This is a genomic window from Stanieria cyanosphaera PCC 7437, assembly GCF_000317575.1.
Lineage (GTDB): Bacteria > Cyanobacteriota > Cyanobacteriia > Cyanobacteriales > Xenococcaceae > Stanieria > Stanieria cyanosphaera.
On sequence record NC_019748.1, the window covers coordinates 1,092,091 to 1,111,610 of the forward strand.

General features: G+C 35.5%; 16 protein-coding genes. 3 read left to right on the top strand and 13 right to left on the bottom strand.

Annotation, left to right across the window (positions count from 1 at the left end):
- The first annotated feature begins 93 nt into the window (after nt 1-93).
- Together STA7437_RS04760 and STA7437_RS04765 are read left to right on the top strand one after the other, a co-directional pair.
- Nucleotides 94-1,290: a DNA double-strand break repair nuclease NurA gene (locus STA7437_RS04760; RefSeq protein ID WP_015192241.1), complete on the top strand. Its 1,197-nt coding sequence runs from the start codon at nt 94-96 to the stop codon at nt 1,288-1,290.
- Between the two features lie 55 nt (nt 1,291-1,345).
- Nucleotides 1,346-2,503, top strand: a complete 1,158-nt coding sequence (locus STA7437_RS04765) for a glycosyltransferase family 4 protein (RefSeq protein WP_216087091.1) — start codon at nt 1,346-1,348, stop codon at nt 2,501-2,503.
- Between the two features lie 243 nt (nt 2,504-2,746).
- Here STA7437_RS04765 and STA7437_RS04770 read toward each other — a convergent pair whose 3' ends face one another.
- On the bottom strand, nt 2,747-3,265 hold the full coding sequence (locus STA7437_RS04770; RefSeq protein ID WP_015192243.1) for a hypothetical protein: 519 nt from the start codon (nt 3,263-3,265) through the stop codon (nt 2,747-2,749).
- Nucleotides 3,266-3,581: 316 nt separating this feature from the next.
- Here STA7437_RS04770 and STA7437_RS24695 point away from each other — a divergent pair, with 316 nt between their 5' ends.
- Nucleotides 3,582-6,917 (top strand): two-partner secretion domain-containing protein, encoded by a 3,336-nt coding sequence (locus STA7437_RS24695; RefSeq protein WP_015192244.1) that lies wholly within the window; start codon nt 3,582-3,584, stop codon nt 6,915-6,917.
- Between the two features lie 35 nt (nt 6,918-6,952).
- On the opposite strand, the gene STA7437_RS04780 is transcribed toward STA7437_RS24695, so the two are convergent.
- The 12 genes from STA7437_RS04780 to STA7437_RS04830 form a co-directional block, all read right to left on the bottom strand.
- Nucleotides 6,953-8,146, bottom strand: coding sequence for an RNA-guided endonuclease InsQ/TnpB family protein (locus STA7437_RS04780; protein WP_015192245.1), 1,194 nt, complete (start codon nt 8,144-8,146; stop codon nt 6,953-6,955).
- A 123-nt stretch (nt 8,147-8,269) separates the two neighbouring features.
- Complete coding sequence (locus tag STA7437_RS04785) at nt 8,270-10,081, bottom strand: ABC transporter ATP-binding protein (protein ID WP_015192246.1); 1,812 nt, start codon at nt 10,079-10,081, stop codon at nt 8,270-8,272.
- A gap of 5 nt (nt 10,082-10,086) precedes the next feature.
- Nucleotides 10,087-11,205, bottom strand: coding sequence for a methyltransferase domain-containing protein (locus STA7437_RS04790; RefSeq protein WP_015192247.1), 1,119 nt, complete (start codon nt 11,203-11,205; stop codon nt 10,087-10,089).
- Between the two features lie 2 nt (nt 11,206-11,207).
- Nucleotides 11,208-12,134: a phosphoenolpyruvate carboxykinase (ATP) gene (locus STA7437_RS04795; RefSeq protein WP_015192248.1), complete on the bottom strand. Its 927-nt coding sequence runs from the start codon at nt 12,132-12,134 to the stop codon at nt 11,208-11,210.
- 119 nt (nt 12,135-12,253) lie between these two features.
- Complete coding sequence (locus STA7437_RS26475) at nt 12,254-12,421, bottom strand: hypothetical protein (RefSeq protein WP_015192249.1); 168 nt, start codon at nt 12,419-12,421, stop codon at nt 12,254-12,256.
- Nucleotides 12,422-12,614: 193 nt separating this feature from the next.
- On the bottom strand, nt 12,615-13,421 hold the full coding sequence (locus tag STA7437_RS04800) for a methyltransferase domain-containing protein (protein ID WP_015192250.1): 807 nt from the start codon (nt 13,419-13,421) through the stop codon (nt 12,615-12,617).
- A 17-nt stretch (nt 13,422-13,438) separates the two neighbouring features.
- A complete protein-coding gene (locus STA7437_RS04805) occupies nt 13,439-15,298 on the bottom strand; it encodes an asparagine synthase-related protein (RefSeq protein WP_015192251.1) in 1,860 nt (619 codons plus the stop codon).
- Nucleotides 15,299-15,338: 40 nt separating this feature from the next.
- Nucleotides 15,339-15,824, bottom strand: a complete 486-nt coding sequence (locus STA7437_RS25810; RefSeq protein WP_083856847.1) for a lasso peptide biosynthesis B2 protein — start codon at nt 15,822-15,824, stop codon at nt 15,339-15,341.
- Nucleotides 15,727-16,041, bottom strand: coding sequence for a PqqD family protein (locus tag STA7437_RS04815; RefSeq protein WP_015192253.1), 315 nt, complete (start codon nt 16,039-16,041; stop codon nt 15,727-15,729). Before STA7437_RS04815 ends, STA7437_RS25810 begins: the two co-directional genes overlap by 98 nt.
- A gap of 476 nt (nt 16,042-16,517) precedes the next feature.
- A complete protein-coding gene (locus tag STA7437_RS04820; protein WP_015192254.1) occupies nt 16,518-17,291 on the bottom strand; it encodes an ABC transporter ATP-binding protein in 774 nt (257 codons plus the stop codon).
- A gap of 97 nt (nt 17,292-17,388) precedes the next feature.
- Nucleotides 17,389-18,234, bottom strand: coding sequence for an ABC transporter permease (locus STA7437_RS04825; protein ID WP_015192255.1), 846 nt, complete (start codon nt 18,232-18,234; stop codon nt 17,389-17,391).
- A 68-nt stretch (nt 18,235-18,302) separates the two neighbouring features.
- Nucleotides 18,303-19,346: an ABC transporter substrate-binding protein gene (locus tag STA7437_RS04830; RefSeq protein WP_015192256.1), complete on the bottom strand. Its 1,044-nt coding sequence runs from the start codon at nt 19,344-19,346 to the stop codon at nt 18,303-18,305.
- Between the last annotated feature and the right edge of the window lie 174 nt (nt 19,347-19,520).

Genomic DNA, 19,520 nt, shown 5'->3' on the forward strand with positions numbered 1-19,520 from the left:
TGACTAGATATTTAACAATAATTAATTGCCCCAAAACTTAAGCTCTATTGTATATTTGAGAAGAAAATCCTGTGCCGATCATAGTTATACAATATGCTGGACTTAAATAAGCTAGCGGGACAAATTCCAGGTATTAGTCAGCATTTACATCAAGAAACGATCGCCTCTCGCCAAAGACTTGAATTGGCGGAGAAATTAACTCAGCAAGCGTGGAGTCAACAAACAGAATTAATTGAGAAATTAGAAATGTGGCGCGATCGCTTGATTTTTGCGATTGCTACTCCTGTTGAACCTCTGGATACAGCAATTGACATTCAAGCAGCACCTTATAGTCATAGTGTTTTTGCTACGGATGGTTCTCAAATTGCTCCTTCTCACCACGAAATTGCTTACTGTTATTTGATCAATGTCGGGCGGATCATGCTGCATTATGGGCAAAGTTTACACCCATTATTAGATAGTTTGCCTGAAGTATTTTATAAACAAGAAGACCTTTATATTCCTAAAGAATGGGGTATTCGTCTTGAAGAATGGATGAGTCACCGTCGGACTGTTTCAGAAGCGCAAATGCTAGCGGAGATGGCTTGTAAATGGGTTTTACCACCAGGCGCGCATCCTGATATTCCTAATTTGGCGATGGTAGATGGTTCTTTGATCTACTGGTTTTTGGATGGTTTACCTGTAGAAGCTAGAGAACAAATTTTGCCTCCCATTCTGTTGGCGTGGGAACAGTTAAAAGAAACTCAAATACCGTTAATGGGTTATGTTAGTTCTTCTCGTAGTACTGAAGCTTTGAACTTTCTCCGCTTACACACCTGCACCCACGAACATCCCAATTGTTTTGCCAACTGTAGTGATTTAGTAGATAGATATCCCTGTCAAAAAGTTGACCCCCTACGAGATGCTACTTTTTGGGCAAATCGTTTAAAACCTGGGCAAAGAAGCCCGCTTTATCGCAGTTCTTTACGCATTTTAGAACTATACGATGAATCACAACGAGTTTACTTTTGTTACGTTCATGTTGGCACAGAGATTGCTCGGATAGAACTACCTGCTTGGGTAGCAGAAGATTCAGCCTTATTTGACCGCTCCCTTAGTATTATGCTGGCACAAGTTCATAAAGGTTATGGTTATCCAGTAGCCTTAGCCGAAGCACACAATCAAGCTGTCGTTAGGGGAAGCGATCGCGCCCGTTTTTTTGCTCTCCTCGAACACCAAATGATTCGTGCAGGCATTAGAAATGTTGGGACATCTTCTAAAGAAACTCGTAAGCGAGGTAGTATTGCATAACCTTTTCTTGACATTTCTTTGGTAGTCTTGAGTTCAAGAAACTTAACAATTAAGCATGATGAAATTAGCGTATGTAACCACTTACAATGCTGAAGATGTTGCTAATTGGTCAGGAACAGGCTTTCATATTCTTCAAGCTTTAAGAAAACAATCTTTGCAAGTAGAGTTAATTGGTTCAATTAAAAATAAATATTCCCCTGTTTCATTAGCATCTAAAGGAAGAGAATACCTATATAAGTGGTTATTTAAGCAAAAATACTTATGCGACCGCGAACCTCTTTTGCTCAAACAGTATGCCAAGAAAACTGTTCAACATCTTGCTGAACTTAAAGATGTAGATTTAGTATTTAGTCCAGGCACAATGCATATTGGTCATCTAGAATGCGATCGCCCTATTGGTTTTTGGACGGATGCTACTTTTGCCAGTTTAGTGGATTTTTACCCACAATATAGTAATTTATGTGAAGAATCCCTAAAAAACGGTCATTTAATGGAACAGCAGACCTTAGATCGCTGTAAAATAGCTATTTACTCTTCAGAATGGTCTGCTCAGAGTGCGATCAACAACTATCAAATCGATCCAGCTAAAGTGAAAGTAGTTCCTTTTGGCGCAAACGTTAATCATCACAAAAATTTTAAAGAGATTCAAAGTTTAATTCAATCAAGACCAACCAATCAATGTAAATTATTATTTTTGGGAGTTGATTGGTATAGAAAAGGTGGACAAATAGCTTTTGAAGTAGCGAAAGCCTTAAATCAGTCTGGTTTACCAACAGAACTTACCGTAGTTGGATGTGAGCCTATTTTAGATGAACCGATACCTGACTTTGTTAAATATTTAGGATTTATTAGCAAAGCAACAACCAAAGGTAGAGAAAAACTTAATCAAATTATCGCCCAATCTCACTTTTTAATTTTACCCGCGATCGCAGATTGTACTCCCATTGTTTTTTGTGAAGCTAATTCTTTTGGTGTTCCCTGTTTATCAATCAAAGTAGGAGGTATTCCAACCGTAATTAAGGATAATATTAATGGAAAACTATTCGCTCAAGAGGCGGAAATAAGTGAATATTGCCAATATATTGCCAATTTATTGACTAATTATCCACAATATCAACAATTAGCTTACTCTGCATTTCATGAATACGAAACTAGATTGAATTGGACTGTAGCAGCACGTACTGTCAAACGTCTATTACAAGAAGCTATCTAAAGCATAAGAACATAATTTTATTGACCAGAAATTATCTCAAGTTCTGAAAACTGCTGTAAAATAAATTTTCTCGGCGTCCCCGTGTCAATCGTCACATTCAACTGTTTAAGCGAACTTGATATTTAGCTAATCTGGCAGAAGCGATCGCGTTCTGTGCGATAGCATGAACGTCTGGATGAATGCCAGTCAAAAGTTAAGTTGGAGCATCCTGATTTTCGATATATTTCTTCAATACTGATATTGTTACAGACAAAACTGATAGCCCCAAGGTAATGAATTATTAAATTCACTGTTACTATCTATGCATTCTCTTGCCTTAGCCAAACCATTAGTATTAATAGCATATTCATTAATCCAATCAGTATAAGCTTGTCCAAAAGCAACCACTGCTAAATCACGACAATTTTTAACTAAATAATTTGCCCATTCTTGTTGTAATTGAACTGAATTTAAAATACTTTCAACAACCTCATTTGATGAGGAATCATATTCTTTGGAAATAACAACATCTTCCATTGGATAGATTAATTTTCCTAAAATAATCATTACTCTCGTCTGTCTGTGACTAGGATTACCTACATGATCATTATTGGCATCATGTGCTTGAATAATACTAACTGAAGCTCCAGATTGATAAATTTGTTCAGCCACAGAATTTAAAGCCCAATTACACTTTTGATCAGGTTGAGAATAAACAGAATCAACTTGAAACCCTAAACAAAATAAATTTAAGAAGAAGAAAGACAAGCTTTTTTTAAGCATGACTAAGTAATTAATTATCAAATTGAAACTTCTAGAAATTAGAATATTGCTTTTATTTGGTTATGCAAGTGATACTCATCACTATTATTTTTGTGGTATTAAATATTATTTAAAATTAATATCTTAATAAAATAAGAGTTTGTTTATTTAAATAAAATTAAACCGAAAAAAAACAACAGCTTAAAGTAAATCATTAATTTAAGCAAATTTAAGTATGTGTTTACAAAGTAACTGAAAAATGTAAATTGTTTGTTGCGATAGTCAGATTGTGAGATATTATCAAGAAAATTATTAATTAACTTGCTGCGTTTTAGTAATGAAACAGATTTGGTTTTCTTTCCCTCTAGCTGGTACGATTACCATTGGTTCTTTATTTGTCTTGCCTTTCGCTTCAGCACAAATTTCTCCCGATGGCACGCTACCAACCCAAATTAATCGCCAGGGAAACGTTTGGGAAATTACTGGAGGAGGGCAAGCAGGCAATAATCTGTTTCACAGTTTTAAAGATTTTTCTATACCGACTGGCAATGAGGCATTCTTTAATAATGCATCTGATATAGTTAATATTCTTAATCGTGTTACTGGTGGAAATTTATCTAACATCGATGGTTTATTAAAAGCGAATGGTAATGCCAATTTATTTTTAATTAATCCTGCGGGAATTATTTTTGGTAAAAATGCTTCATTAAATATTGGTGGTTCTTTTTTTGGCTCTACGGCTGATGGTTTGTTGTTTGATGATGGTACAGAATTTAGTGCGATCAATACTGATACACCGCCTCTTTTAACTATTAATGCACCAATTGGCTTAAATTTAAGAGGAAATAATTCTGCAACTATTACGAGTCAAGGCAATTTAACTGTCATTAAAGATTTAACTCTTGCTGGTGGCAATTTAGATTTACAAGGGCAATTACAAGCAGGAGAAAATATAACTTTTCGGGCAACTGATACAGTAAAAATTAGAGATAGTAAAGTTAATCCTTTTATTGCTAGTGCTGGTGGGAAATTATTAATTGAAGGTAGTCAAGCTATTGATATCTTTACTCTTAATCATCCGAATAGTGGCTTTTTTTCTGGTAGTGATTTAGTTTTACGTAGTAATAATGCTATCAATGGCGATGCTCATTACTATAGTGGTGGTAGCTTTCAAATCCAACAATTGGATGGCAGTTTAGGTAATTTATTTAGTCTCTACGATCCTGTAATTAAAACCGCAGGAGACGTTAGTTTTCAAAGTTATCAAGGCGCATCTTTACATATCTTTGCTGGTGGCAAAATTGAGGTTGCTGGAAATATTACCATTACAGATACAGATACCACAGCTAATTCAATTCAAGAAAACGTCACTCTTTCTGATGGTGAAACGATAATCGGAATAGATGGTAGTAGCAAACCAACTTTAGATTTGAGGGCAGGTACTACGGCATTTAATCCACCTGAAGTTACTGGGGAACTTACTGGTTTTACTTCCAATCTTATTGTAGCAAATCCAACTAGTGCAGATTTAATTATTGGTGGCAATATTACTAATAATGGCGGTACGGTTTTTCTAACTAATCAGTATCAACCAAATCCTAATTTACCCGCAGGAACGATTCAGGTAGGAGGCATTAACACTAGCAATGCTTTTGGGGATGGAGGCGATGTCATCATTGACTCTCGTGGTGGCGTTAATCTTCAAGGTAATGTTGATTCTTCTGCTTTCAAAAATGCTGAAATCAGAACTTTAGTTAATCAGCCAAGTAATTCTATAATTACAGCTAATGCTGGTGATGGTGGGGCAATTACAATTTTTGCTAATGATGATATTAGTGGTCAAAATTTAAATTCATTTTCTCAAGTTCGGTTTAATTTAGCTACTGATGTTCAAAGTCAAGCTGATATTCAAGGTCTAATACCAACTCAAGCAACAGCTACATCTGGTAACGGTGGTGCAATTACAATTAAAAGCAATGGTAACTTAAACTTAAATATTTTAAATTCTTCTTCTTCTGTTACTGCCAATGCAAATATTTTAAATCCTAATAATTTTTCTTTGATTAATAGTTCTCTTGATTTTAATGTTGGTAATGGAGGCAAAGTTGAACTTAATGCTAATGGTAATCTAACTACTAATGTAATTGATTCTTCTGTTTTTGCTTTCTTTAATCTCAACAACCGAGTAGAAGCTATCGATACCAATGGTATTAATCGTGAATCTCAAATTAATCTTAATGCCAATGCAACTATTGGTTCAGCAGGGGCAGTAGATTTAATCAGTGGAGGTGATTTAAACTTAGGATTGGTAAGGTCTTCAGTAGGCGCGATCGCAAGAATCAACAATGTTGCTCAAGTTTTTGGTACTAATCCAGCCTTGAGTTCTATCAATAATCCTACTACTGCTCGTGCTAATGTTCAACTCAATCTTAATAGTGAATTAGAAGGTAACGGTGGTGCAATTATCCTATCTAGTGGTGGCGCTATTAATGCTGGCGAATTAAATTCTTCTTTATTTAATACTTCTAATGCTACTTCGATTGGCAATGCTGTAGCTGATAACGATACCACTGTTTCAGCATTTGCTAACCATGATGTTGCTATTAATAGTAATGCTAAGGGTCAAAATGGTGTTATTTCTCTTAGTGCCTTAGGAAATGTCAACTTAGACAATATAAATTTTGTTGCTTCTACAAATCAAGCTACTAACCAGTTAACACCGATTGCTAGATCTTTAACTCCTAATGCCAAAGCGAATAGTAATGTAACAGGAACAAATAATGTTCGCCTATCTAGATCTGATGTTAATTTACAAGCGATCGCAATTGAAACAGGAGGTAATCTTAATCTAGGAGATATTTTTGCCCAAGAAATTAATTTAACCGCAGCAGGAAATTTAACTACAGGTTCGCTTTTATCGAACGGAGATATCAATCTTACTAGTACTAATGGTTCAATTAGGACAGCAAATCTTAATGCTACAGAAAATCAGATTAACTTAAATGCTCAACAAGATATTGTAATTGCTATTGCTAAAGGAGATTTAAATCTTAGTAATGCTTCGTTTATTAGTAATGGAGGAGATATTACTATTCAAGCAGATAACATTAACTTAAATAATACCAAGCTTGAAAATAACAATGCAGGTAATATTAATCTCACCACTGATGGTGTTATCACTCTCCGAAACGACAGCACTCTCTTTACTAACAATCCTGAAAGTCAAATTAATCTTAACGCTAAATATGTGATTGCTTCTCCCAGTCAGAACGATGGTAACGATATCATTGCTAACAATGAAGGTACGATTACTTTTAATGTTGATTCAGTGTTTAATCTTCAACAACGTCCTCAAAATTCTGATGCTAATGATATTGTTGGTAATTCTGTGATTGGTTTAGATGAAACTTTTGCCATTGTAGTTCCTGATCTAGACTTCAGTGAAGAAATCCAATTTTCAGGAAACTATCTCATTCCTGAAGCACTAACCAAATTAAATTGCCCTGCTACTACTCCTCAAACAGCAGAAGACTTAAAAATAGTTACCTCTCAAGGCGTAATTTATCCTGCCCAAGGAATAGTACGTCAACCAGATGGCACAGTTATTTTAACTGCTGAACCTACTCCTAATACTCCTCAACGTAATCCCAATCTTCCTGTTAATTGTAATTGACGACTCCCATCGCGACTAGGCGAGGGATTCTCAGTTCAATCGCCCTTGCTAACCGAAGTTAGTCTTACAGTGCGTCCCTGAGCAGTACGGAGGTTACTATGCGCCGTCGCACGGCGCGTAACTCCTCTATCGATGCGTCCCACCGATAATATCCGTAGTCCCTCATCTCTAATATTAGTAGCTGCGTTGATATCCCTGTCATGTTGCGTATTACATTTAGGACATTGCCAGCTTCTAATATTCAGAGGTAATTCTTCAACTTTATGATAGCAATGACTACAAGTTTTACTAGATGGGAAGAATCTATCTACTTCAATATAGGTTTTACCTTCCCATTCAGCCTTATATTTCAACATAGTACAAAGCATACCCCAACCTACTTGGGAGATAGCTCTACTAAGTTTTCTATTTTTAGTCATTGCTTTGACATTTAGACTCTCAACACAAATGACTTGGTTTTCATCAACTATTCTACGGGATAGTTTGTGTAAGAAATCCGAACGACAGTTAGCGATATGGTTATGAACTTTAGCGACAATTATGCGTGCTTTATCTCTACGCTTAGAACCTTTCTGCTTACGAGTGAATTTGCGTTCTTTACGAATGCGATTCTTCTCATGTTTAGCCATCCATTTAGGATTACTAAACTTCTCGTTATCACTCGTAACAGCTATATCAGTAACACCAACATCAATCCCGATTGCTTTTCCTTCTTTAGATGCTTGAGGTATAGCTTTACCATCATCTACCAAGATAGAAGCATAGTATTGACCCGAAGGTGTTAGTGAGATAGTAGTAGTCTTGATAGTACCTTCAAAATTTCTGCTTAGACGGCAATAGATTTTACCTACTGCTCCAGGTAATTTTAGATAATCACCTTCTAACTTTACATTTTGAGGATACTGTATTGATTGCCTACCTTTCTTGGATTTATAACGAGGATAACCGCCTCGCTTCTCAAAGAAGTTTTTATAAGCGGTGCTTAAGTTCAGTGCCACTACTTGTAGGCATTGAGAGTAACAAAGACCTAACCATTCATATTCTTTCTTGAGTTCTGGTAAGAGTTTTTGAATAGCATTCCTAGTAAGTCCTTTACCTGTTTCTCGATAGGTCGTTTCACTCTTGTTCAAAGCATAGTTCCAAAACCACCTAACATTACCCAGGTGTTGGGCTAGAAGTTTTTTTTGTTCTTGTGTTGGATAGATTCTGTATTTGTACGCTTTGTACATTAGCTTCGAATTTTATCACTAACTATAGTTTATGATAACATAAATCATCAAAAGTTGCTACAACTAGTGAAAAGTTCGCTTTCATCTCTCACGCCTAGGAGAGAGAATTCCCGCTCACAAAAGTTAACGATAATTTTGAGCTTGAGTTTCAAATAAATAAGCGTAACTGCCTTGAAGTTGGATTAATTCTTCATGAGTACCACTTTCAACAATTGAACCTTGATCCATTACATAGATGCGATCAGCCATTTTGACTGTAGATAAACGATGACTAATTAAAATAGCTGCTTGTCCTTTAATCAGTTGACGAAAATTTTCAAAGACTTCATATTCCGCTTTAGGATCCATTGCGCTAGTAGGTTCGTCCAAGACAATAATTTGGGATTTTCTTAAAAAAGCTCGCGCTAAAGCTACTTTTTGCCATTGACCGATACTTAATTCTTCCCCTTGATTAAATAATTTACCTAAAACCGTATGATAACTTTGAGGTAATCGAGTGATAACATCATGCGCTCCAGACAACATGGCTGCTGAGACAACGCTTTGGTCGTTTGCAGGGATTTCTACATTACCTAAGCGGATGTTTTCTGCTGCGGTAAAGTGATATTTGACATAATCTTGAAAAATCACACTAACTTCACGTCGCCAAGCAGTAGTATCTAACTGATTTAAATTAATACCATCGACAGTAATGTTCCCGCTAGTGGGTTCATATAAACGACAAAGAAGTTTGATTAAAGTAGTTTTCCCTGACCCATTTTCTCCTACTAAAGCAATCACTTCACCTGCTCCAAGAGTCAGATTAATGTCTTTAATTGCTTGTCGTTGACTATTAGCATATTGAAAACTAACGCGCTCAAATACAATCCCCTTTTGGATTGGTTTAGGAACTGGTTTAGGGTTAGCGGGTTGGACAATATTTGGTTTTAAATCTAAAAATTCGTATAGATTACTTAAAAAAAGATTATCTTCGTAAAGTGAGGATAAACTACCCAAAAGACCAGTTAAAGCACTTTGTCCTCGTTGCAGTGCTTCGCGATAAATTACTAAATCACCAATGCGAATAATCCCCAAAAAAGCTTGATAGATAATATAACTATAAGCAGCGAGCATCAACAAAGCAGCTAAAGATTGAGCAGCTACATTCGCAAAAGAACGTTTAGTACTAATATTCAGATTTTCTTGATAGAGTTTTTTTCGTAAGGTATCATACTGTTGACTGAAAATATTTCCTAAATTAAATAAACGAATTTCTTTAGCAAAGTTATCTCCAGTTAATAACCAACTTAAATATTGTCCTTGTCGTTCCATTGCAGTTTGCTTGCGTTGCCAATGGAAAAGGATTTCAGTGAATTTTATTCTGACTAATACTGAAGGAATTGCTGCTACAAATAAAATACCTCCAATCCCCCAATGAAGAGATAAAAGTAATCCAACCATCGTTACTAAAGAGATAAAATTTTGAGCAACCCAAACTAAATTTCCTAAAATTATATTCGGTCGATAAATAGCTTCTTGTTGCGCCCTTTGTAGAGTATCAAAATATTGAGGATTTTCATAATATTCTAAATCTACTTCAATTGATTTGGCATGAAGTATACTACTCATATAGTCGGTAACTTTCCGAGATTGAGCAGTCTTAACTAATTCTCCGATCGCACTACAAAAGACATTAATTAATGTAGCTACTCCAGTCAAGATAATAAAAAAAACTAATTTCTGAAATAAGCTTTCTTTGTTTGTAGTGGTAACACTAACTGTTACTGTATCAATAATTAGCTTTGTCAGATATAACAAGATAATCGGAATGATACCCTGAATTATAATCAGTACAACGTGAGTAGTAGTCCAGACCGGACTAGCTTGCCAAACTAATCGTAATGCGGGTAAAAAACGGAATACTCCTTTAAGTTTTTGTTTGAGACTTTGGTTCATTAAAGCTAACTGAAACCTGCAATTAAGTTTCTCACAAAGTTGAGGGCTTTTTTCGATTCTTTAAACAATTGGGGATAGTCTTTAGTTAATTGAATAGTTAATTGTTCTACAGACAATTTTCCATCTATATTGCTTAAAACATATCGCGCTGCTTTACCTTTATCATTAAGACTAGGTTGATACTGAGGAGAGAATTTTTTCATCTTTTTAAGAGTCATCGGTAAGGCAAAGAAAGTGGAATGTTGCTGTGATGTGGTATCAGTTTTAACTTTCCAACTCCAATCACCAAAAGCAGGTCTTTGCAGTTTAAATTTTACTTCTTCTCCAGCTTCTAATTCTAAAGGAGGATCTAGTGGTAAAAATGCAGCAGACCAATGTAAATGGGGTTCATGGGGCGCAGTAGAGAGCCATTTGTCTCCTAACTGCATGGCAAACCAACCTATCCAACCATGACAGCATCCAGACTCGATAATTGTCTGAGTAATTTCGATTTCACAGTTGGTATTATTGCAACTATGGAAATCCATTGCTAGTAACTTAGTAGGTTGGGCAAGATACTGAGCGTTACTTAATTCTTTTTGAGAATAATAAATTGAGTTGCTAACATAACTACGAGCAACACTAAGATTGATTCCTAAATGAATTTCTGACCAACAAGCAATATTTTTTTGATAAAAGTCTGGAATTGACGCGGGAACAGCTTCCATTACTGCTGCTTGAGGAATCATTACTCCATTAGGTTTGAGATATTTATCCCGTGCATAAAATAAAGAAGGTAATAAGTCTTCTTGCAGTAAAAAGTTCCCCGTAAACACAGAAATAATTACATCAACTGCTTCGGGAAGTTGAACTTCTTCAATCTTTCCCTGTAAACAAACAACATTATCATAGCCGTTAGCTTTGGCAATTTCACCTGCAACATTAATAACATCTTCTGGTTCGATTAGATAAACTTTTTTTGCTCCTAATTGTGCTGCTAATAAACCTAAAGTTCCTAACCCTGCACCTAAATCTAAAACTACACTTTCAGGAGTAATAACTTGTTTTAAAGCTTCCCAATAAGCTTGGTTGCGTCGCAGATCTAGAGCCATAAATTGCTGACCCTGGACTAAAGAATAACTCATAATTAATTATTAAATTGATTGACTTCTCTAACAATAAAATCGTAAACTTCAGACAAACGATCAAGATTTCTTGGATAAAAGATTTTTTTGACGGAAATTGTTTTTATTAAATTAATGTAATCATCAAAAAGCTGTAAATTGTCTTTGATGATGATGCTAGTGTGATAGCTATTTTTAATTAATTCCATCATTGCCAGACCAGAAGTAAGCAATTCACTATAAATATCTTCAAAACTTTCTTCTAATAAATAAATACATTTAAGAGGTAAGGGCTGAGTTTGAATTTTTGCCCCTAAAAATTCGGGTTTGTAATGAATTTTATAAGCAGTTTCTTGGCTGGTATCCAATCCTAAAATATCTGCCGTACTGGGAAACAATTTAATTCTAGGACTTCCTGGAAGAGCAAAACCTTGCCTGTCGATGACTAAGACATCATCAGTAACAAAACCCACACCTCTACTAGCACAATAAGCAGTTAAAGTAGATTTACCTTTACCCGAATCACCCACAAAAGCAACAGCTAAATCGTTAATAGCGATGACATTGGCATGAATGGCAATTTGTCCTTGCAAACAAAGACAAGTCGCTGCAATATGAGAAGCCAAACAAGTTACTGTAGAATATTCAATTTGTTCTATGCTTGCTGATTCTTTAACAAGAATAGTTGCTGTTTTTCCGTCTGCTTCAATCCAAGCTCCTAAATCTTCGATCCAGTCTATCCAGTAGCGAATTGAATTAGATTCAGGAAAATCAACTTTAAAGAAGTAACCAGCACTTTTGATATTGGGCATTTGAGTAGTAAACTCAATTTTTAGCTGAATATTATGAGTAATCTGATCAATCTCATGGATAGCAAGTTTAAAAACTTTATCAAGCAAATTTGTTTTTTTTGTAGTATTAATTTGTCCGAACAAATTTAAGTTAGACATTGGTATTTTAAAATCTAAAATATAGAACCGATCGCCAAAGTTGACGATCGATTGTTAGTTGGTTTGTTTAAACTCGATCTATTTGAAATCAACAATCAAGTTCAATCAATGTTCAAGGTTTAAGGAAAAGGAGTCATGTCCATATTCATCATGATAAAGTTCATGTTACCTTGTTGATTTTGCCCATCAGTATCAGGCCCAGATTTACCTAAACCTAATTGAGTAAGTTCATCAAGATTACCTAATTGAGTAATTTTCATAGGGGAATATATTTTTTTTGCTGTCATTTTTATGCTCCTCAAAAAAACATTAGATTACTCGAATATCAAGAAAAATTATAACTTATTTTTAAACAAAAAAAATTCTAGCTTATTATTAGTTAATACTATTAAATGCTTTAAAAAAAACCTGAAGTTAATCCAAGCATTTTATGTGAACATAAGTTGTCTTGTTTTTTGTTTATCTTAATTAAAATTAAATTTAATTATTTTCTATAACAACCCCTATTGCATACCCATAATTATCATTAGCAAAAAAAATTAATTTAAAACCAGCTTCGTTTAGTTCGTATTCAATTTCTTCCTTAGTAAAGTAATGCACAAAAATTCGATGAGGTAATAAAGAGTCGCCGAGTTCAATTTTTTCAGCCCAAGGCAAGCTCCTAATTAAGTTGCCGATGAGCGCAATTAATTTGTAAGATAAATTATTACCCTTGCGAGGAAAAAAAGATAATAATAAGGGAGCTTGATTTTTAACCTGAGAGCGCATTTGTTTGAGAAATTCAATGCGATGTTGTTTCCCTTGTATATTTGTATAAGCACCCCAGCCAACAATTAAGCCATCATATACTTGATTAAAAGTAGGGCAAGTATCGCGAGGAGCAATTTTAACCTGAGAATTAATTCCTTCTTTGCTTAAAAAGTTATTAGCAAACTCAACCAAATTAGGATTGCATTCAAAACCATCAGCTTGATATCCTGACTTGTGTAAAGCATAGATTTCTCTACCTCCCCCCGCACCAGCAACTAAAATTTTTTTAGATGACTCAAAATAATCCTGAATAGCTTGAACTTCCCAATCCCAAAAACCACTACGATTATATGCTTCATCTTGATACATCGAATCGTTATCGTAAAAAATGCGATCTGCTAATTGTAAAGTTTTGCGGTTTAAAATTCCCAACCAAAAACCAGCAAAAATAACATTTAAAGCAGCTTGAATTTTGCTTAACAGTGAACAAGAATATTTATATAATTTGAGACTTAGGGGATATTCAATAACATTCATAAACACAATCAACTCAATTAATTAAAATAGTGCTTTTCTACTCTCAACCACCAATCGCAAAATGTTAGAGATGTTAACAACTGATTACTCAACTTATTCTCAACATCTTGCCAAGGTGCATAATTTTGCTGATACATTTTTCGATATTGATTAAGAGAATCTTCTAATTGAATAAAATCAATAATACTGGCTAAATAAGAATTTTCTTTGGCTTGTGCGACAATAGCTAGAGGTTGTTTTCCTTTCCCTAATCCCGCATATTTTAAAGGATCGAAATAATTTTCTTTAGGACGCAAACGTACTCGATCGGGTAAAGTTTCGCGGTTAGCTTGGCGTAAAAAGATTTTTTCGTAATTGTTATCTATTTGTAAAGAAGGATGAATACTATTAGCAAACTCAATCATTCTGCGATCGCCGATTGGAGCAACAGGTTCAATTTGATAAGTTGCTGCCAACAGCTTGTATAATTGGTTCATACCAACAGAACTTGTATTTTCAAGCGACTGACAAATGGCCGATACACGACTGTTAACTAAAGAAGATTGAAAGCGTTGTTGTATTGCCAAATGAATCTGAGAAGATTGAGCGTAGTTAGAATTTAGCCATTGAGGTAAATTATATTTGCTAGAAGATAAACGTAGAGCAATCCAGCGAGCTTGCCAAGATGCAGGTAAAGACGGTAAAAAAAACTGTCGCCATAACCAAGAATACCATCGTGGAGATTCTTGAAAATGTTGCCAAAACAGTTTCCAATTACCAGCTTTCATTTGATCCGCCCACAAGGTATAGCAAAACTCATCTCCCCAAACTCCAGAAAATGCCAATCCAAATCCTTGGTTTTTAGCTAAATCCATTGTGCGAAGATTCATCGGTAAGGCACAGGTAATAAAAGGATCGTCTACTACAGGTAACTTATCCCAAGGCTCGCTAAACGCCCAAGCATCATTACAGTTAATCGGATGCCAGTTAACTTGAGGATAACGTTGTAAAAAAGCTTTAATTGGTTCTCTTTCGTCAAATTCGGGATAAATATCTGTAGTAACAGAAAAAGCATCAACTTTTGGTAGATGATTTAACAGCGAGACTGTTACCGTACTAGAATCTAAACCTCCACTAAGAGTGGTATAGGGCTGACGACAGCTACGTAAATAATCTTTGACTACCTTATTGAGGAGATACCAAAATTTTTCATAGCAGTCTTCTGGAGACTGAGGAGATAAATAACTCTTTGGTTGTGTAAGTTGATAAATTTGTTGTAGTTGTAATTGTTCTGATTGTAAGACCAAAGCTTGACCTGGAAGAAGTCGTTTTAAATCTTTAAACGCTGTAATACCAGGAGGATGTGCCAAGCTACCACAAATTGTATGAGCAACGTAAACTTCATCTAGTTCTCGACTCACTTGGGGATGCAATAGTAAAGTTAATACTCGCGATGCCAGCAATAAAGTTTGACCATCCCAATAGTAAGCAAGAGTGCGTCTTCCTAAAGCATCACAACCGACAAATAATAAATCTTGACTAGCATCCCAAAGAATAAAAACAAAATCGCCGATGAGGTACTTTATACAATCAACTCCCCAACGACGATAACTTTCTATAATTAATTGAGCATCTGTAACTTTAGAACGATCTGCAAGTAAAGATTCACGGTCATCAACTCTACCATCCCAAACTAAGACACATCCTTCATACTCAATTACGGGTGCTTCTAGACATGATTCAGGAGTGTTAAAGAACTGAGTACGTCCCAAACTCAAGTTTATTTCAGAATTGTGCCAATCTCCTCGTCCATCCTTACCCAAAACCTCTAAATCTGCTAGCATTTTTTGCCAGGGCGTGGGTTTTCGACTATTCCAGACACCTAAAATTCCGCTCATGCTCTTCAATATCGATTAGCGATATATCTATTTTTTATTCTTAAACTCTACTCAAACGTGGAGTAACATTGGCAATATCAGCACGATCGTTAAGCACAATGTCATTGTAAGTAACCCAGGCATGACCAATCTTGTCGCCCCAACCTACTTCTAACTTTGGAGTAATACCTTGTTCCCTTAACCAGTTATATAAAACCAAAGAACGATGCAAACACTTAGGACGTAGAGGATGAATTTTAGCTGTCCAGGCGATCGCAATTACCCGTTGTCTAATGGCTTGTTTTAACTCTGGAGTCCAAATAGCCGACTTACTTTCTCCAGGAGTTTGTAGTGCCTCCAACGCCATGTCCTTCAGACGACTATCGACCCACCATAATTGCTGAAATGCCCATAAACACAACCAAATATATTTCGGCTTGGTAATTGCTTTAGTGGTCAGATGAGGAAATAATATTGCAATCCGATAAATCTTGAAGAAAACTTTGGAGATCTGCGACGACGCGATCGCGTTCGACTTCGTATTCATTTATGATTTGATCTACTACTGGTGTTAGAGGTTTTGCATCTAATAAAGCTTGCCAAAACATAATACTGGTTTCGCTCAAGCTATAATAAGTTCCAGAAGGAATATGCAGTAAGATTCCCTCATTTTCTACCTGGCGAAATAAAATATCTTCAGCTACCTGATATTTTTTTTCATCATTAGCTTTTATTTTGCTGATTGGCTCAATGTCCGCTGTCATTCTAGGCTTCTATTCCTTTAGAATAATTATGTTTAATTGAATAGGTAAACTTCTTAGTTTAAAAGTATAGGTTGAAATACAAAAGATAATCAGAACTTAAAAAGTAAGACAAATGTTACTCAAAAGTTTGGTTATTAACACTCTGCTGTTGAGATCAAGTGCTTTAAGTAACTAAAAAGTCAGTCCAAATCCTATAGCGGTTCTCAGATTCATGAGATACAGTTCATTTCCCTGGTTGAGCGTTAATAGTTGATAGTTGAGACCTACGGTAGTGCGCTTCGCTTATGTTAATGGTTGATTATTCATCCCTCATAATTAGTAATTAGTAATTAGTAATTAGTAACTGGTAATTAGTAACTGGTAATGGTGTACCTCACCAAGAGCGAGAAAGGCTATAGCTCTCAATGCCTAATCTAGCCTTGTTCTAAGGTAATGAGCTAATCTGTACGATATTTTAATTCAATTAAACTTGCTATTTAAGCAGCAGATAATGCTTCTTTTCCATGTTTGCGCAGTAAATCCATCAATTCATCTCGATAATCGTGAAAAACTGATTGACGTTTAATGTGATGAGTACGTTCTGGTAAATCAATCAGCATTTCCTTTCTTACTGTACCAGGACGCGCACCCAAAGCATAAATTCGATTAGAGAGAAATACTGCTTCCTCTACATCATGAGTAATCATAAAAATTGTTAGATTAGTACGATACCAAAGGTCTAACATAAATTCATGCATCGCTTCTTTAGTATGGATATCTAGTGCGCCAAAAGGTTCATCCATCAACAAAACTTTTGGTTCGGAAGCCAAAGCACGAGCGATCGCAACTCTTTGTTTCATCCCACCAGATAGTTCTTTAGGTAATGATTTGGCAAACTTAGATAACCCTACTACACTTAAATAATAACTAGCTTGTTCTCGCCGTTCTTTTTTAGGTAATCCTTGAAGTTTTAGCCCAAATTCAGTATTTTCTTGCACATTCATCCAAGGATAAAGGGTATAATGCTGAAAGACCATACCGCGATCGGGTCCTGGCCCGGTTACTAACTTTTCACCAATTTTTACTTCTCCCGAAGTAGGTAGATCTAATCCAGCAATTTGCCGAAGTAAAGTAGATTTACCAGAACCTGAAGCCCCTACTGCACAAATAAATTCGCCCTGCTCGATGGTCATATTAATATTTTTAAGCACCACAAGATTGCCTTGTTTAGTCTGAAAGTGTTTATGAAGACTGTTAATTTGTAGATACATTGATTTCACCTTTTTAACCATGAATAACTACTTGCTATCAATTCATTGAAGTTGTTTGCTGTAATCAAAAACACATTTTTCAAAACTAATTGATCAACTATCTTTTTTGAGAAGCCCATTTACAAAAAACTTTCAAAAGATATTGAAAAAATAGATCAAAAGATAAGCCAATAATTCCAATTACAATCAATCCCACAAAAATTTCATCAGTTCTAAGAAATCGACCAGCCACACTAATTCGACGACCTAAACCTTCAGTTGAAGCAATTAATTCTGAAACAATTACTAACTGCCACGCAGCAGCTAAGTTAATTCGACAAGCATCAATAATTCCAGGGATAACGTGAGGAAAAATTACTTGAGTTAGAGTCTGCCAACGACTTCCCCCCAGCATATAAGTAGATTCAATCAAGTCTTTGGGAACAAACTTAACTGTATCCATCACCATCAGTGAATTAAAGAAAAATACTCCAATAAAAATTAAAGCAATTTTGGGTTCTTCTCCAATACCCAAATAAAGAATTAATAAAGGAATAAAAGCAGGGGCTGGCATATAACGCATCAACCCAAACAGAGGTTCTAACAACGCCCTAATACTGGCAAAGCTACCCATCAGAATCCCTGTAGGAATAGCAATGAGTGAAGCTAAACTAAACCCAACTACCACCCGCCAAAGACTAGCTACTGTATCTTTAAGTAATTCTCCTGTACTCCAAAGTCGGACAAATGCTTCAACTACTCTTCCTGGCGAGGGTAAAAATTTGGGGTCGATATTACCAAAAGTTGTTACTAGCCACCACACTAATAAAGGAGCAAGAATTGAAATAATAACTAAGGTAGTAGATAGAGGTTTAGGAATATCTTCAGCCAATCTCCAAAAAACAGTGGGAGGCAAAGTATTTGATTGACTGGCAATTACCTTTGAGTTATCAACTTGATTCATAATTGTTTTTCCGATGCAGAAACGCAATAAACTTGGAAATTTACTTCGATTGCTTTGATTATTAATAATTACTTGGCTTTTTCTGCGTAAGCTTTAACAAAACGGTCATCAAAAAGTTGACTCGTATCAGGTACTTGAGGTGCTAAACCAACTTTGACTAAAAAGTCACTAATTTGTTGAGCCGAATACTGAAGAGAACTCGCGTCATTGCCTGGTTGAAAAGCTTTCAGGTTGTCTTCTACCGAAAAAATAGTCGTTCCTTCAGCGTAATCTTGATATTCTTCAACAGTGACATTTGCTCGTCTTGCCATAATTTCGTAAGCTTGTGCTTGATTTGGCTCCATATAATCAAGAGTGGCAAACCAAGAATTGACTACTGCTTGCACCTGTTCGGGATTTTCTTCAACGAATTGACGAGTAAACACTAAGTGGTCAGAAATTGCCCCAGGAAAGTCTTTAGAACTAAAAAGTTCTTTACTACCATTACGTTTCAAAGCTTGAGTTGTAAAAGGTGCAAAGACTGCGACTGCATCTACCTGTCCACCAACAAAAGCTGTTGCTGCTTGCCCTGTTTCTAGGGGTATAAATTCAATATCTTCTGGAGACAAACCTTCTTGTTCTAAACCTAACAAAAGTAGATAGTGGTCAACTGTTCCTTCTTCAGCAGCAACTTTTTTGCCTTTAAGATCAGCAATACTATTAATTCCTTCCCTAACAATTATTTTGTCGTTACCAGTAGAGTTATCATTAACTAAAACAATAACTTGTTCTGCTCCTCCTGCTATAGCACTAATAGTATCGTTTAAGGTTTGACTATTGGCAGTGATTTGTTGAGCATTAAGGGCATTAATTGATTCTAAATAACCATCGAACCACTTCAACTCTACTGAAGCATTATTAGCTTGAAAAATTCCTTGTTCTTGAGTCACTTGCCAAGGAAACCAACCAGGCCAAGCACTATATCCTAAACTTACACTAGCTGTATTCCCAGAAGAAGTAGAACCTGTGTCGTTAGTAGTTTTAATTGAAGTAGCAGGATTACAACCAACTACTACACTTAAACTAAAAATAAAAAGAATGAGATAAGATAAAAATGAACGAGTTTTCAGCATAGATTTAATTGAATAATTAACGATTAGATAACAATTGTCGTCAAATAAAAATTGAATTTTACTTGCTTAAATTTAGTAAATGAGAAAATTAATAAAGTAGCGATACCTAATAAAAAGTAAGTTTTAGAAATAGCAAAAATTAATCAACTAAATTAATTAGTTAATAATTTAAAA

Bases quoted from the DNA above. Each gene is read 5' to 3' on its own strand.
- STA7437_RS04790 (WP_015192247.1), bottom strand. From the start codon at position 11,205: ATGAGTTATTCTTTAGTCCAGGGTCAGCAATTTATGGCTCTAGATCTG.
- STA7437_RS04785 (WP_015192246.1), bottom strand. From the start codon at position 10,081: ATGAACCAAAGTCTCAAACAAAAACTTAAAGGAGTATTCCGTTTTTTA.
- STA7437_RS04815 (WP_015192253.1), bottom strand. From the start codon at position 16,041: ATGACAGCGGACATTGAGCCAATCAGCAAAATAAAAGCTAATGATGAA.
- STA7437_RS04800 (WP_015192250.1), bottom strand. From the start codon at position 13,421: ATGAATGTTATTGAATATCCCCTAAGTCTCAAATTATATAAATATTCT.
- STA7437_RS04830 (WP_015192256.1), bottom strand. From the start codon at position 19,346: ATGCTGAAAACTCGTTCATTTTTATCTTATCTCATTCTTTTTATTTTT.
- STA7437_RS04820 (WP_015192254.1), bottom strand. From the start codon at position 17,291: ATGTATCTACAAATTAACAGTCTTCATAAACACTTTCAGACTAAACAA.
- STA7437_RS26475 (WP_015192249.1), bottom strand. From the start codon at position 12,421: ATGACAGCAAAAAAAATATATTCCCCTATGAAAATTACTCAATTAGGT.
- STA7437_RS25810 (WP_083856847.1), bottom strand. From the start codon at position 15,824: ATGAATACGAAGTCGAACGCGATCGCGTCGTCGCAGATCTCCAAAGTT.
- STA7437_RS04765 (WP_216087091.1), top strand. From the start codon at position 1,346: ATGATGAAATTAGCGTATGTAACCACTTACAATGCTGAAGATGTTGCT.
- STA7437_RS04770 (WP_015192243.1), bottom strand. From the start codon at position 3,265: ATGCTTAAAAAAAGCTTGTCTTTCTTCTTCTTAAATTTATTTTGTTTA.
- STA7437_RS04825 (WP_015192255.1), bottom strand. From the start codon at position 18,234: ATGAATCAAGTTGATAACTCAAAGGTAATTGCCAGTCAATCAAATACT.
- STA7437_RS24695 (WP_015192244.1), top strand. From the start codon at position 3,582: ATGAAACAGATTTGGTTTTCTTTCCCTCTAGCTGGTACGATTACCATT.
- STA7437_RS04795 (WP_015192248.1), bottom strand. From the start codon at position 12,134: ATGTCTAACTTAAATTTGTTCGGACAAATTAATACTACAAAAAAAACA.
- STA7437_RS04760 (WP_015192241.1), top strand. From the start codon at position 94: ATGCTGGACTTAAATAAGCTAGCGGGACAAATTCCAGGTATTAGTCAG.
- STA7437_RS04780 (WP_015192245.1), bottom strand. From the start codon at position 8,146: ATGTACAAAGCGTACAAATACAGAATCTATCCAACACAAGAACAAAAA.
- STA7437_RS04805 (WP_015192251.1), bottom strand. From the start codon at position 15,298: ATGAGCGGAATTTTAGGTGTCTGGAATAGTCGAAAACCCACGCCCTGG.